The following is a 14,123-nucleotide window of genomic DNA, read 5'->3' on the forward strand; positions in this document are numbered from 1 at the left end:
GCAAAACAAAACGGTAAAATTTGTGATTTGTTGTTAAAAAATTTACCACTATCTGATAGCTCCAAAACATCGACCTCATGACGGCAGAACTCGTGCATCGAACGAAAGACGCCTTTGGCAAAGGCTTCATCGAAATCGTCATTTGGCGACTTCCCGTTCCGGTTCCGCCATCAGAACATCCATTCAAATATCGCTTGGTCTATATTGTGGATGGACAAAGACTGGTCGGATACGACAACGAACGCGGAAAGGGCGACCACAAGCACATCGGCGAAAAAGAACATCCGTATTCCTGGGTCAATCCAAAACAACTGATGGCCGATTTCCTGGCCGATGTCGAGGGCTTCACGCCATGACCGACTCAATCCTACATATCCACGTCGCCGAACCCATCGCCGACACCCTCGCCAAAGCCGCCGAAACCATGGAAGCACTCGAGCGCGGCGAAACTGTCACACCCTACTTCAGCCTTGGATTCGCGGATATGAGCCGGCTACTGGCCACCCTGACACCGCAACGCTGGCAGCTCATCCGCCTGTTGCGTGAACAAGGACCATTAGCCATCCCCGAACTCGCCCAACGGCTCGGCAACGAAACACTCCAGACCGCCCAAGACATCCAGACACTCCTGGACTGGAACCTGCTCCATCAGGACGAAGACAACCGGATCAGCGCCCCCTATAGCGAACTCGTCGTCGATGTGAAATTTCCCAGCGCGAAGGCGGCTTGATCAGCAAGGTAGGATGGGTAGAGCGAAGCGAAACCCATCATTCCGCGACCGCATCGCGCCATAAAAAAAGCCCCCGAGTTTCCCCGAAAGCGTTCAATTTCATCAATCAGGCATTGGTTTTAGGGCAAAAGTGAGATGGGTTTCGCTTCGCTCTACCCATCCTACCTAGCTACCTAGCTACCTAGCTACCTAGCTCTACCCATCCTACCTAGCTATCCAGCCGCTTGAGGTCGCGGTAGAAATTCTCATGCGGCCCAAACATCAGCAGCTTGAGTCTGTATTCATCGAGAATCCGGTAGGCCAGCAGGCAGAGCAAGCCGTTCATGCGAAACTTGTAAACCCGCACTCCGGCCAGATCGCCCACTTTTATTTCGCCGACCTCGGGCTGACCGGCAATAGTCCGCACCGCTTCGTCGAGCGCAGCTTTCTGTAGCGTATTCAGCTTTTTGACGGCACGCTCGAAGGTCGGAGTGACGAGAAGACGCATCAGCCGAACCGATACTCGCCCACAGGCGCTTCCTGATCGGCAATGAGAATGTCGCGGATGACGCTGAACGGCAGATCGGGATTCTCAGCCGCAATCTTGCCGATCTGCGACCAGTACTCGATCTGCTTCGGTACCGAACGATGCTCGATGGCCCCATAGTGCTTGGCGCTTTCGACGAGAGCTTCCGACAGTTTGACGTTGATAGCCATGACCAAACTCCATTAGAAGAGTTGGCTTCATAATAGTCCTTTATGGATCAAAACGGAACCTGACCTAGATGCCACACCCAAACGCCCTCGGACAACCGGAGGGCGTTTTTGCGTGGGCTAAGTTCGGTTTTCTGAAACTGTTGCGCTGTCGGTTTAAACGTGAAATGCAATCGGCGTTAACGACGGCGCGGATGGCTAAAGCACGTAGCGATTGCGTCCGCTTTCTTTCGCTCGATAGAGGCGCGTGTCGGCTTCGGTAAACACCTGATCGACCGTCACCGGCGGCTCGTCCGGCGAGATGAGCCGCAGACCAAGCGAGATGGTGATCTGGGAAGACACAGGGCTATGACCATGCGGGAGCGCCAGTGCTTCGATAGCGGCCACTAAACCAGCGGCATTGGTTTCCGCTTCTTCGGGATGACGCACGAGAATCAACACCGCGAACTCTTCCCCGCCGATCCGAAAGACATAATCGCGCCCGCGCCGATAGCGCGTGTTGAGCAACTGGCCGATGCGTTTGAGCACCTCGTCGCCAGCGGCATGGCCGTAATTGTCGTTGTAGAGCTTAAAATGATCGACATCGAACATGGCAAAAGCCAGCCATTGCTTGGCTAACCGTGCGCGGTCAAGTTCCTGTTCGAGCACGCTATTAAAATGACGGCGATTGTAAAGACCCGTCAGCGCATCGGTGATGCTGAGTTCTTCCACCGCTTTTTTGTCGGTGATGTCCTGACGAATGCTGGTAAAACCTAGCACGAAGGATTCATTGACCAGATCCGGGGAAATAATCTCGTGAACCCAGTAATACTCACCATCTTTGCTTTGATGGCGAATTTCCCCCTGCCAAGTTTCGCCACGCTCAAGGGTCGCAGTGATGTCTTGGATGCGTGCTTCGCTCAGATTGGAATAGAGCGTGTACAAATAGCTGTGACCGATGAGTTCAGCGCGTTCAAAACCACTGCGACGACAGAACGCGGCTGAGGCGTAGGTGATGATGCCGGCTTTGTCGATGCGGCAGATCAACACATGCTGGTCGATGATGTCCAGATATTGGGTGATGGTGCGGTTGGCGTCAGCCAGTTCCGCATTCGCGGCCTGTAATTCCGCCGTGCGCTCGATAACCTTCTGCTCAAGTCCCTGATTGAGTTCCTTTAACTCAGCGTTCTGGCGCTCAATGGTCGCGTCCTGAACATAGCTTTCCAGCGCCCCGCGCAGGGTGAGAATCAGATCATCGCGATCCCAGGGTTTGGCGATATAACGATAGAGATCGGCGCGATTGATTGCGTTGGTCACGCCGTCGAGACTGCTCTGTCCGGTGAGCATCACCGTGCGGGCTTTGGGCGCGATGGCGTGAATCGCCGCCAGCACCGCATCCCCCTTGCGTCCGGGCATGATGTAATCGCACACCACAACCGGAATCTCGCGCCCCTCGGCGATCAGATCGCGGGCCAGTTCTTCGGCCTCGGCGTTGTCTTGCACCAGTTCCAGTTCGACGCCCGCAAAACGCCCCGACAGTTCCATTGACAGGCTATCGAGAATGGTTTCCTCGTCGTCGATACAAAGGATGACATAGTTGCTGTACATAGTGCGTTTAATCCGTATCCTGAACCGGTAGCCACACTTCAAAGCTGGTGCCAACACCGACCGTCGAAGTGAACCGGATCTCACCGCGATGCTTGTCAACGATACGGCGCACAATCTCCAGCCCCAGCCCACTGCCTTCACCGGCCGGTTTGGTGGTGAAAAACGGCTGGAAGATGCGCTCGCGGATCGCCTCGGGAATGCCGCTGCCGCTGTCAGTGATGCGCACCCGCGCCCAGTCAGCATCGTGCTCCAAGCTGATCGCTAATTGGCCTTTGTAATCCATTGCTTGCAACGCATTATGCACCAGATTCATCCACACCTGACCGAGTTCATCGGCATAGGCGGGAATCAGTGGCCCGTCGGCAAGATCGGTGTGTAGCTCAACGGCTTGCTTCATCTGATTGTGATAGAGCGTCAACACGGTCTCGATGCTCTCGCGCACCGAGGTCGGCGTTTTGACGCCGGTGTGGTCATAACGGGCAAAACTTTTGAGCGCAAAGACGACTTTTCGCGCCTTGTCAGCGGCGGTGCGGATATTTTGGCAGGAACGATAGATGTGACTGCCGTGACGCAGATGTTCAAGAATCGCGGTGGCTTGGGGATCGGTCAGCAGCGGTGCAAAGTGCGCGATCTCCAGCGGCGGCAGTTGCGAGAGCAGATCGGCGGCCTGACGCGCACTGCTCACACCCAGCGCGGTGAGCTGGCGCTCGTAGTCTTTTTTGAGATCGCGTTTTTCTTTGAGACTGAGCGTTGAGCCAGCGGCGGCAGCGGTCAGCAATTCGAGTAAGCGTTCGCGCACCGGCGGCGCGAGTTCGGCAAATAACAGCAGGAATTGATCTTGCTCACGATAGGCGTCGGTCAGCGATTCGATGGATGAGGCGATGGAGCCAAGCGGCGTGTTGATCTCGTGTGCCACACCGGCGATGAGCTGACCGAGCGCCACCAATTTTTCGGACTCAACCAGTTGCGACTGAGTTTTTTGCAGCGTCTCCAGCGTGCTGGCTAATTCCAGATTGCTGCGTTGTAATTCGTCATTGGCCTCGGCTAACTCAGCCGTGCGTTGCAATACCCGCGCTTCCAGTTCGCGCTGATGAACGCGCACGCTGGCAATCAACTGATTAAAGGCCGCCACCAGCGCCGCGACCTCATAGCGAGCCGGAACGTGCAGCCGCTCGGGAAGGGCTTCATGTTCCAGTCGTGTCACCGACTGCGCTAACTGCACCACCGGACGCGACACCAGCCGATTGACCAGCCACGCCCCAAATAATACCAGTCCAATCGAGGCCAGCATCACCGCCTGCGAAATCTGGGCAAAGCGCACAATCGGCGCTTGAAATTCCGCCGTGTCGATCTTCACCAGCAGCCCCCAGTTCAGCGACGGCAGATAGCGCCACACACCCAGCACATCCTGACCGCGATAATCGCGAAACCGCCCGGCTCCGCCCTGACCCTGCATCGCGGTTTGCAGCGGCGCAAAGGCGGCGGAATCGACGGTACGCTGCGTCAGCTTGGGATCATGGCGGCTGGGCGCGGCAACCACCAGCCCAGAATCATTGCGGGTCGCGGCTAATAATTCGCCGCTTTCGCCCAGTCCGCCATAGTGATTGACGATGGTGTTGAGTACGCGGTTGTCGATCTGCAACACCAGATTGCCGATGATGACGCCATTGTCAAAAATCGGCGCGGCGAGAAAGGCCGCTAATTCCTGACTCGGCGGATACCACGCAAAATTCGAGACCTCGGTTTGCAATAGCGTATTCGCGGCATCAATGGTCGCGGCCAGTTGCGTGCCTTCCAGTTGCGTATCCTGAATATTGCCGCCGAGATCGGTTTCGCGTTTCAGTGAAAAGCGGATCGTGCCGCTTTGATCGACTAACAACAGATCGTAATAGCCTTTGGCTTCGCTGAAGCTGTGCAAAAACGCCAGCGTTTTCGCATCGGCGGTGATTAAGGGTTCCGGCTGCTGGAGCAGAGTGACGAGCGCCGGCGTCCGCGCTAGGGTCGTGGTGTCAGTAATCAAACCCTGCACATAGGTTTCGACCCGATCTTGCGCGGCCTCAGCAATGGCGGTCAGTGCTTCTAGTTTCTGCGCATGGATCGAACGGCTAAAGATGTCATTGGCTACCACATAGGCGGTTAGGATCGGGGCCAGCGCCACAACCAAAAAGGTCAAGCCCAATTCAGCGGCAATCGAGCGCAGGCGGATCATGGCAGCGTCCCCGTGAACGGCTGACCGGGCGGCGTCGGTTCGGTGCTCGGATTAGCCCAGTTCCCGCGCCAGCGATGATTGAGTTCGGTCAAAAAGCCGTCCCAATCCGTCGGCGAGCGATAGCCTGGATAGGGCAGCGGTCGCACCGGTTTTGCCGAATCCCAGACGATTGCAAACTGACCATCAGCGCGGATGCGCCCGATCCGTACCGATTTCCACAGATGCTGACTGCGACCATCGACACTCACCGCTCCGCCCGGAGCAGCGATGGATAATCCGGGCAGCGCCCGCCGCACCGAACGCGGATCGGTGCGACCGCTGCGTTTGACCGCTTCCGCCCACAGATACACGCCGAGATAGGCGGCTTCCATCGGATCTGTGACCACCTGATCGGCTCCATACTTGGCTTGATAAGCGGCAACAAAGCGGCGATTTGCCGTTCCGGGCAGGCTCTGAAAATAATTCCAGGCTGCATAATCCCCAGCAAAATCAGCACTGCCCATGCTGGTTAATTCCGCCTCGGCAATGCTGAACGAGATGGTGGGAATCTGCTCCGGGGTCAGACCGCGTGCTCGCAAAGCTTTGAAAAAAGCGGCATTGCTATCGCCGTTGAGCGTGTTCAAAATCACATCCGGGCGGCTGGCGACGATGGCCTCAATCACGGGTTCGACCGTGCTACTGCCCAATAACACATAATGCTCACCGACGACCGAGCCGCGCAGTGAGCGAATTTGATCGCGCATGATCGCGTTCGCCGCGTGCGGAAAGACATAATCGGATCCGACCAAAAACACCCGTCGTCCCAGATGATCGAGCGCCCATTTGACCGCCGGAATAATCTGCTGATTCGGAGCCGCGCCGGTGTAGACGATAGTGGGCGATGACTCCAGCCCCTCGTATTGCACCGGGTAAAACAGCAGATGATCGTATTGCTCAAACACCGGCTTGACGGTTTTGCGCGACGCCGATGTCCAGCAGCCGAACACCACTGCGACCTGTTCATCACGGATCAAAGATTCCGCTTCGCGGGCAAAGATCGCCCAATCCGACGCGCCATTGCGCACAATGGTTTGCAGCGGACGCCCCAGCAGCCCACCGGCAGCATTGATTTCATCAATCGCCAAGCGCGTCGCTGCCACGACACCACGTTCACTAATCGCCATCGTGCCGGTGAGCGAATGGAGGATGCCGACCGGAATCGGGTCAGTCGCATGGCGCGACTGGTGGCGCTGCCACGCCCCCGCGCCCAGCCCGATGAGCGCCAGCAGCAGCAGGCTGATGACCACCTGCTTGATGGTTAAGACCGAAGGTGTGGGCGCGGTGTCGCTATTCATCGGTACGTGTCAAAGCACCTTCGTCACCAACTTAACCGCCAAATCCTGCGGATCGCTTTCAATACGAAATCCGAGCGATTTGACCAACGCCAACATGCGGGTATTGGCCGTCAATACTTCGCCGTCCATCAGCCGAAAACCGCGAGCGCGAGCATTCTGCATCAGCGAGCGCATCAGCCGCGCCCCGATGCCCAGATTGCGATGCTGGTCAGAGACGACAATCGCAAACTCACAGGCTTCCCCATCTGGACGCCCCATATAGCGGGCGACGCCGACTTCAATCTCGCTGCCGTTTTCGTCTAACACGCCGATCAATGCCATTTCGCGGTCATAATCAATCTGCGTAAATCGCACCAACATTTCGGGCGATAATTCTTTAATTGCCTGCATAAAGCGAAAATATTTGGTCTGCTCCGATAACCCGCGCACAAACGCCTGTTCCATTTCGGCATCTTCGGGGCGAATTGGGCGAATAACTAAATCGCGGCCATCGGGCAATTGCACGCGCTCAATCAAATGACTCGGATAGGGATGAATCGCCATGTGACCATAGGTCGGCTGTTGCGGCGGGCGATAATCCACGCGAATACAGACATCAACGGCGGTGACATCTTTGTCATTGCCGATCAACGGGTTAATGTCCATTGCCATAATCTCGGGCAGCTCGCACACCATCTCCGACACCCGCTGCAAAATCCGCGCCAGCGCCACGCGATTCATCGGCGGCATGTGCTGAAATGCGCCCATCAGCCGCGCTACCCGCGTGTGGTCGATCATGGTTTCGATGATAAAGGCATTGAGCGGCGGCAGGCCGAGGGCGCGGTCGCCCAACACCTCAACTTTGGTACCGCCCGCGCCGAACAAAATCACCGGGCCGAAAATCTTGTCGCGGAACACACCGATCATCAGCTCACGCGCAGCGCGGGTCGAAACCATGCGCTCGACCGTGATGCCGTTTAACCGCGCATCGGGGCGCAGACGTTTTGCCCGCTCCATAATTTCGGTGAAGGTGCGGCGCACTGATTGCGCATCGTCGATATTGAGTTTGACCCCATCGACATCGGATTTATGCTCCAAATCCGGTGAGTGAATCTTCATCACCACCGGAAATCCGAGCGCCTCAGCCGCCATCAGCGCCTCATTCGGCGTGCGCGTCAGAATCGCCTGCATCGTCGGGATGCGAAATGCCGAGAGAATCGCTTTGGCCTCAATGGTGCCGAGCACCTTGCGCCCCTCGGACATGACCCCTTCGATAATCAGGCGTGCGCCCTCAACATCGGGCGGATCTTCATAGGACAGGGGCGCAGGTGATTGCATCAAGAGCTTTTGATTGCGCTGATGCGTGGCCAAAAACGAAAAGGCTTCCACTGCTGCCTCGGGGCTGTCGAACTGCGGGACATCGTGCGCGGACAGCAATGCTTGGGCTTCGAGCACGCGCTTGCCGCCCATCCAGCAGGCTAACACCGGCTTGCGGCTGGCTTTTGCGGCTTCGATGACCTGTTGCGCGGTGGCCACCGGATCACCGAACACCAATGGGGCCTGAATGCACAGCACGCCATCGACTTCGGAATCGGCAAGACAGGCATCGAGCGCCACGCGATAGCGTTCCGGCGGCGCGTCGCCAATGATGTCGATGGGATTGCCGTGCGACCAATAATCGGGCAATGCCTGTTCGAGCTTGTGGCGGGTGGCGTCAGTAAATGGGGCCAGCGTCAAGCCGAGTTCGACGGTGCGATCTGCCGCTAACACACCCGGGCCGCCGCCATTAGTGATAATGGCAATGCGGTCGCCCGCTAACCGTCGCCGCGTACCGAACACCTGCGCCGCTGCGAACAGTTGATCGAGATTAGCCACCTGCACCACGCCTGCCCGCTCGGTGACGGCGCGGAATACCTCCGCCGAGCCGACAAAGCCGCCGGTGTGCGATTTAATGGCGCGGGTGCCCGCCGGATGGCGTCCCGCTTTGACGATCACCACCGGCTTGAGCCGCGCTGCCGCCCGCAGACCGCTCATAAAATGCCGCGCATTGCGAATGCCCTCGACATAGAGCAGGATGCACTGCGTCTGGGTGTCGAGCGCCAGATAATCGAGAATATCGCCAAAATCGACATCCGCCGCCGCACCCAGCGAGACCACCGCCGAAAAGCCGACGCCGCGTGATTCTGACCAGTCGATCATGGCCGTGCAGATCGCGCCCGATTGCGAAACCAGCGCCACATTGCCGCGTCGTGGTAGATCCTGCCCAACGCTGGCGTTCAGACCCTGTTGCGGGCGCATCACGCCTAAACAATTCGGCCCCATGACGCGGATGTTATTGCGCCGCGCCGCCTCGACCATCTTGTCTTGCAACGCGATGCCGCGTTCGCCGTGCTCACCGAACCCCGCCGAATGCACCACCGCCGCCTTGACGCCATAGCTGCCGCATTGATCGAGAATCGCTGGCACACACTCGCCCGGCGTGGCAATCAACGCCAGATCAATCTGTTTATCGAGCGCACTCAGCGTGCTGTAACAGGGCTGACCGGCGACCTCGGTGTATTTGGGATTGATCGCATAGCATTGGCCTTTGTAACCGCCGGCCAGCAGGTTACGAAACACCAGCCCGCCGATGGAACCCGCGTTGTCGCTCGCGCCAAACACGGCCACAGCGCCGGGGGTGAAAAGTTGGTCAATATCTGTCAACCGCATGAGCGGGGCGCTCCGAGCAAGAAAGCATAAAAGGAATAGCCGAGCGGATACGAGCGCAGCGCGTCAAGCAACATCCATGCGCGTCAGTGTGGTGACAGCGCACAGCGCCTAAGCATCCAGCGCGGCGAGGATCTCATCGGCAATGTCAGCGTTGTGATATACGTCCTGAACGTCGTCGAGATCTTCCAGCATCTCGACGAGCTTGAGCAGCTTCTCTGCCGTCTCCGCATCCAGTTCAACTTGGGTGGCGGCATTGAAGCTGATTTCAGCCACTTCGGTATCAAACCCAGCTTGGGTCAGCGCATCCTTCACTGCTGCGAACGCTTCCGGCGTGGTCACGACATCGAGCGAGCCATCATCATTGACCACCACATCATCGGCTCCAGCCTCAAGCGCCGCTTCCATCACCGCATCTTCATTGGTGCCGGGCTGAAAACTAATAATCCCTTGTTTGGTAAACAGATAACTCACTGAGCCATCGGTACCCAGATTGCCGCCGCGCTTGGTGAACGCATGGCGCACCTCAGAGGCGGTGCGATTGCGATTATCGGTCATGCAATCGACCATAATCGCCACCCCGCCCGGCCCATAGCCTTCGTAACGGATTTCTTCGTAATGCTCACCTTCAGTGCCGCCCGCGCCGCGCTTGATCGCCCGCTCGACAGTATCGCGGGGCATATTGGCCCCAAATGCTTTATCCATCGCCAAACGCAGGCGCGGATTAGCATTCGGATCGCCGCCGCCTTCGCGGGCCGCAACCGTGACCTCACGAATCAGTTTCGTCCAAATCTTGCCGCGCTGCTTATCCTGTGCGGCTTTGCGATGTTTGATATTGGCCCATTTACTGTGACCGGCCATGAGCAGGCTCCTGAATTCTCAACTGTGTAGCACAACACGCCCCGCCGCCGTGAATAAGACGACCAAGCGCCGCGAATGAATGATCTGACATAGTAGCATTGCCGGTTAGCCGACGGCCAAGCGCACCGGGCGCATGGGCCTGTGGTAGGCTTCCCGTGTCGCGGCGAGTGGATTCTGCAAGCACTGATGACAGCCGCCCCTGAAATCAGGACAATTCTGGCTTAACTTGGCGCATCGCTTGGATTCAGGTTGATCACCCCCAACGCACGCCGCACCACCCAGCGCGGGCCAGATCGCCGCCACCTTTACCGTTACTAGGTCAACTGGCAGGCCGCGCCCGCCGGATGCGAGACGAGTCCGTGTCAACATTGATAACTTTTGAACATCCGCTCAACGAACGTGTACGCACCTTCCTGCGGCTCGAACACCTGTTTCAGCAACTGGAGCATTTTTTAGCCGACGAAACCGCCAACGGCTCGCGCAGTGCGATCGCCGCCCTGCTCGACATCGTGGCCGCCACCACGCGGGCGGATGTCAAAAACGAAATCCTCAAAGAACTCGACCGCCTCACTGGCAATCTCAGTCGCCTGTCCTCACAGCGTGGCGTCGATACCGCTGCCCTCAATGACGTGCTCGGCGATCTGCGCCGCGCCACGACTCAGGTACAGCACATCAACGGCCCGATTGCGCATCGCGCCCGCGAAGATGAATTTCTCAAAGCAATTGCCCAACGCAGTAGCATTCCGGGCGGCACCTGTAGCTTTGATTTGCCGCATTTTCACTATTGGCTGATTCAATCGGCTGAACAACGCCTCGCCCGTTTTAATGAATGGCGGCATGATATTAAACCGGCCATCAACGCCATTGAATTAGCACTGCATTTAATGCGCACCAGTTCGGCCACGCGCTTGGTTTTAGCTGAAGATGGGTTTTATCAAGAAGCACTCGATGCGGTCATTCCGGCGCAAATGCTGCGCGTCACATTGGAAGCAGAAGCCGGTATTTTTCCCGAAATCAGCGGCCATAAAAATCGCTTCAGCATCCGCTTTATGAAGCCTGAACATCAGGGTCGCGCCACACCACACACCCAAACGGTATCATTTAAACTGACCTGCTGTATTTTTTAATCGCATATTAGATCACGCATTATGACCACGCATGTTAATTGCCCACACTGCGGCCAAACAGTGCCCTGGACGCCAGAATCACGCTGGCGACCATTTTGTAGCGAACGCTGTCGGCTAATTGATTTGGGCGATTGGCTAGACGAACGCCATCGGATTGCAGTTGTCGATGAACAGAATAATGAACTCGACACAGCGGCCAGTAATCAGCTGCCCGTCACCCGCCTAATTAACCACTGAGCGCGATCATTTAACGGCATGGATCGTTATTACGGACGCGCCGCAACCGCGCCAATCGAACCACCCTTTCGCTGTGATGGATTTGTGCGCGATGGGCAACTCATCGCCGCAAATGGCGAACGCTTGGCAGTGAGTGAATTACCGCCTTTTTTGCGGGCGCTCATGGTCACGGATGGCACGGTTACAAAAATTCTCGAAGCCTATTTCTGGGAGCCAGTCAGTGTTGAAACACTGGAGCAGCGATTTGAAATCGCCCGTGAGCCAGTGCCCTGGCTGGATGTCGAGCGCGGTGATGCCTGTTTAATTCGCGATGCGCAATTACGCGGCGGCATGACCGGTCGCTGTTTTGCTGAAGCCTTTTCCTTGATTCGTACCCAATTGATTCCGCCGGATTTTCGCCAGCGACTCATTGATCGGGAAATCGGTATTGGCGTATTGATCCGTGATAGCGGTTTAGAAAGCTACCGCGAAGTGTTAGATATTGGCTTAGAGCGCACGGCCAGCGGTGCCGCAGTATTTCGGACGTATCGCATTATTATTGCGCATCAACCGGTGATTTTAATTACTGAATATTTTCCGTTGGCATTATATCGCGGGGAATAGCGGTCAGCTTTTAGCGGCCAGCCGTTCTGGTCACGCAGCTCCAGCTTTGTGACCGCTTATCTCGATAGCTGCTTATTTGGGCAAGCATTTTAATGGCTAACTTGATGCAAATGAAACCGCTGCCGCAAAAATGCCTGAAAATGCTTTACTTCTTCCAATGCCAACTTAAGGCGTCCAACCTCAATCCGATTGAGATGATCGAGCGACAGATAATTTGTCAGCGGTTCACCGCGCTCTAATGTCAATAACTGCGCCCGCAACCGCAATCCAATCAAAAAATCAAATGCCGCTAATAAACTCTCAGCTTGATGCGGCTGCAATATACCCGCCTGCTGTAATCCGCGCACGCGATCATAGGTGCGCCCATCGCTAATTCCCGTTTGCAAGGCCATTGCTTTTAAGCCTTCGGTGATCGCAAAGACTCCGGCTTTTTTTACTTCAATACAGCCGCGATATGTGCCCTGACGCTCAGTTTTAACTCGCCCAAACCAATCCAGCGGCGGACAAAAGGCGACTGCATTTGCCACACTATGCGTCAAAAATAAACTATTTCCCCGTAATTTTGTAATCAGACTTTGCTTTAACTCCTGCTCAAATGATTTATCGCCATACAGCGTGCGTAAATCAAAAAACATGCTTCCAGAGAGAATATTCGTCGGCGTTGGGGTATGGAGCCATTGATCGAGCTGCTGTTTCCATTCACTCAAACTACGCCGCCATGTCGCGTTTTTTGCCATAATGCCGCCAGCGCAAGCCGGCATTCCAATACCAATTAAATGATCAATTAAATCGACACTAAAGGCGCAAAGCTGCTCTAATTCAGCGGCGCTTAGATCATCGGCATAGACAATCGCGTTATCTTGATCGGTCGCTAATGTTTGCTCGCGTCGCCCTTCACTGCCGAGCACTAAAAAGGCAAAACGTGCTGTCAGATTCGGATAGCGTGCGGCGCGGACTAATTCAATCAGCCGAACTAATAATCGATCATTCAATAACGCCACCGTTTGCACTAAATCACGGGTGGCAACGCCAGTGCCGTGCAAATGCACCACTAATTGTTCCATGCGCTCCCGTAATATTTTAAGCGCCTCAGGTGTTTCCGCTTCCTCGATTTCTTTCATCAATTGCTGTGGTGAGCGGCTATGTAAGCGCAGTGCATCTGTATCCGTGACAATGCCGTGCAAGCGTCCAGTAGCATCAACGACGCAGAGCCGATGAATACGGCAACGGCTCATTAAATAGAGCGCCTCAAATAAATAATCGGTCTCGCGGATTGTTACCAGCGGACAATTCATTACATCGCGGGCGCAGAGCTGACGCGGATCACGCCCAGTCGCTAAAACCTTATTTCGTAAATCACGATCAGTGACAATGCCGAGCGGTTCAGCAGCATCGCGCACCACGACACTTGAAATATTACGTTCCCGCATCAATTCTGCAACCGTAATCAGCGGAGTATCTGCTGCACAGGTCACAACATCGGTTTGGCAAATCTGGCTAACGGGGGTAAAAAAAACATTTTCAGCGGACATGATAAAATAAACCGATAGCTAACCTAGTGTTTAATGATGGCGTGTGCGTAGCGTCGCAATCAATCATTACAGGCGACACACTCACACCAGTTTTTTCAATATCACACATAAAACAGGTGCAATTTTGGACAGTAGCAGCATTGAACTTAACGGCTCAGAAATCGCCGCGATTCATCACACTGGCGATCAAGTCGAGATCCAATTCGCCCGCGCTTATCTGATTAAAACCATGACTGGTTCCGCCGAACGTACCCGCTGGTGGCAGGCGGGGAGTCTAATAATTGACGAGGCGCAGATCATTGAACCGCCGCCCATTGGCCCGTTAATTTGTGTTGGCGGCGATCTCGACGAAAATATTTATACCTATCGTGATATGATTCCGCTCCCATTTGCCAGTCGCGGTCATATTCGTTGCATGCTGAAATTTGCTGACAGCGCAGGGCGTTTAGAAGTCACTGGGCGAGCCGCACAAATTATCATGCGCGATATACCTAAATATATCGAACATCTGCGGCCCGCCTAACA

14 protein-coding genes are annotated in these 14,123 nt (G+C 55.8%); 6 read left to right on the forward strand and 8 right to left on the reverse strand.

All coding sequences use genetic code 11. From position 1 onward, the window contains the following. Window positions 1–77: 77 nt before the first annotated feature. Window positions 78–356, forward strand: coding sequence for a toxin-antitoxin system TumE family protein (locus BLW10_RS00910; protein WP_091331583.1), 279 nt, complete (start codon window positions 78–80; stop codon window positions 354–356). Beyond that, the gene (locus BLW10_RS00915; protein ID WP_091331584.1) at window positions 353–730 is read left to right on the forward strand and encodes an HVO_A0114 family putative DNA-binding protein; all 378 of its coding nucleotides are present in this window, start codon (window positions 353–355) and stop codon (window positions 728–730) included. Before BLW10_RS00910 ends, BLW10_RS00915 begins: the two co-directional genes overlap by 4 nt. Before the next feature lie 208 nt (window positions 731–938). On the opposite strand, the gene BLW10_RS00920 is transcribed toward BLW10_RS00915, so the two are convergent. From BLW10_RS00920 to BLW10_RS00950, 7 genes are all read right to left on the reverse strand, one after another. Further along, on the reverse strand, window positions 939–1,217 hold the full coding sequence (locus tag BLW10_RS00920) for a type II toxin-antitoxin system RelE/ParE family toxin (RefSeq protein WP_091331586.1): 279 nt from the start codon (window positions 1,215–1,217) through the stop codon (window positions 939–941). Next, on the reverse strand, window positions 1,217–1,426 hold the full coding sequence (locus tag BLW10_RS00925) for a TA system antitoxin ParD family protein (protein ID WP_091331588.1): 210 nt from the start codon (window positions 1,424–1,426) through the stop codon (window positions 1,217–1,219). The genes BLW10_RS00920 and BLW10_RS00925 overlap by 1 nt, the downstream gene beginning before the upstream one ends. A 195-nt stretch (window positions 1,427–1,621) precedes the next feature. After that, window positions 1,622–3,010 (reverse strand): GGDEF domain-containing protein, encoded by a 1,389-nt coding sequence (locus BLW10_RS00930; RefSeq protein ID WP_091331589.1) that lies wholly within the window; start codon window positions 3,008–3,010, stop codon window positions 1,622–1,624. Between the two features lie 7 nt (window positions 3,011–3,017). Continuing rightward, window positions 3,018–5,219, reverse strand: a complete 2,202-nt coding sequence (locus tag BLW10_RS00935; protein WP_091331591.1) for a sensor histidine kinase — start codon at window positions 5,217–5,219, stop codon at window positions 3,018–3,020. Then, the gene (urtA, locus tag BLW10_RS00940; protein ID WP_177168953.1) at window positions 5,216–6,553 is read right to left on the reverse strand and encodes an urea ABC transporter substrate-binding protein; all 1,338 of its coding nucleotides are present in this window, start codon (window positions 6,551–6,553) and stop codon (window positions 5,216–5,218) included. Before urtA ends, BLW10_RS00935 begins: the two co-directional genes overlap by 4 nt. A gap of 9 nt (window positions 6,554–6,562) precedes the next feature. After that, window positions 6,563–9,241 (reverse strand): bifunctional acetate--CoA ligase family protein/GNAT family N-acetyltransferase, encoded by a 2,679-nt coding sequence (locus tag BLW10_RS00945; protein WP_091331594.1) that lies wholly within the window; start codon window positions 9,239–9,241, stop codon window positions 6,563–6,565. A 108-nt stretch (window positions 9,242–9,349) separates the two neighbouring features. Beyond that, window positions 9,350–10,099 carry a YebC/PmpR family DNA-binding transcriptional regulator gene (locus BLW10_RS00950; protein WP_091331595.1) on the reverse strand — a complete coding sequence of 250 codons (750 nt, stop codon included), beginning with the start codon at window positions 10,097–10,099 and terminating at the stop codon, window positions 9,350–9,352. A 359-nt stretch (window positions 10,100–10,458) separates the two neighbouring features. Here BLW10_RS00950 and zapD point away from each other — a divergent pair, with 359 nt between their 5' ends. From zapD to BLW10_RS00965, 3 genes are read left to right on the forward strand one after another with little or no spacing between them, the layout of a single operon-like run. Continuing rightward, a complete protein-coding gene (zapD, locus tag BLW10_RS00955) occupies window positions 10,459–11,226 on the forward strand; it encodes a cell division protein ZapD (RefSeq protein ID WP_245709039.1) in 768 nt (255 codons plus the stop codon). Window positions 11,227–11,247: 21 nt separating this feature from the next. Then, entirely contained in the window at window positions 11,248–11,463 is a 216-nt protein-coding gene (locus BLW10_RS00960; RefSeq protein WP_091331597.1) for a DNA gyrase inhibitor YacG, read from the forward strand. 18 nt (window positions 11,464–11,481) lie between these two features. Continuing rightward, window positions 11,482–12,066, forward strand: a complete 585-nt coding sequence (locus BLW10_RS00965; protein ID WP_091331599.1) for a chorismate--pyruvate lyase family protein — start codon at window positions 11,482–11,484, stop codon at window positions 12,064–12,066. 89 nt (window positions 12,067–12,155) lie between these two features. On the opposite strand, the gene BLW10_RS00970 is transcribed toward BLW10_RS00965, so the two are convergent. Beyond that, window positions 12,156–13,598 (reverse strand): DUF294 nucleotidyltransferase-like domain-containing protein, encoded by a 1,443-nt coding sequence (locus BLW10_RS00970; RefSeq protein WP_091331600.1) that lies wholly within the window; start codon window positions 13,596–13,598, stop codon window positions 12,156–12,158. A 124-nt stretch (window positions 13,599–13,722) separates the two neighbouring features. On the opposite strand from BLW10_RS00970, the gene BLW10_RS00975 reads away from it, so the two are divergent. Then, the gene (locus BLW10_RS00975; protein ID WP_091331601.1) at window positions 13,723–14,121 is read left to right on the forward strand and encodes a hypothetical protein; all 399 of its coding nucleotides are present in this window, start codon (window positions 13,723–13,725) and stop codon (window positions 14,119–14,121) included. Window positions 14,122–14,123: the final 2 nt, after the last annotated feature.

The sequence above is a fragment of the Allochromatium warmingii genome, from assembly GCF_900107145.1.
In the GTDB taxonomy this organism is placed as follows: Bacteria; Pseudomonadota; Gammaproteobacteria; order Chromatiales; family Chromatiaceae; genus Thermochromatium; species Thermochromatium warmingii.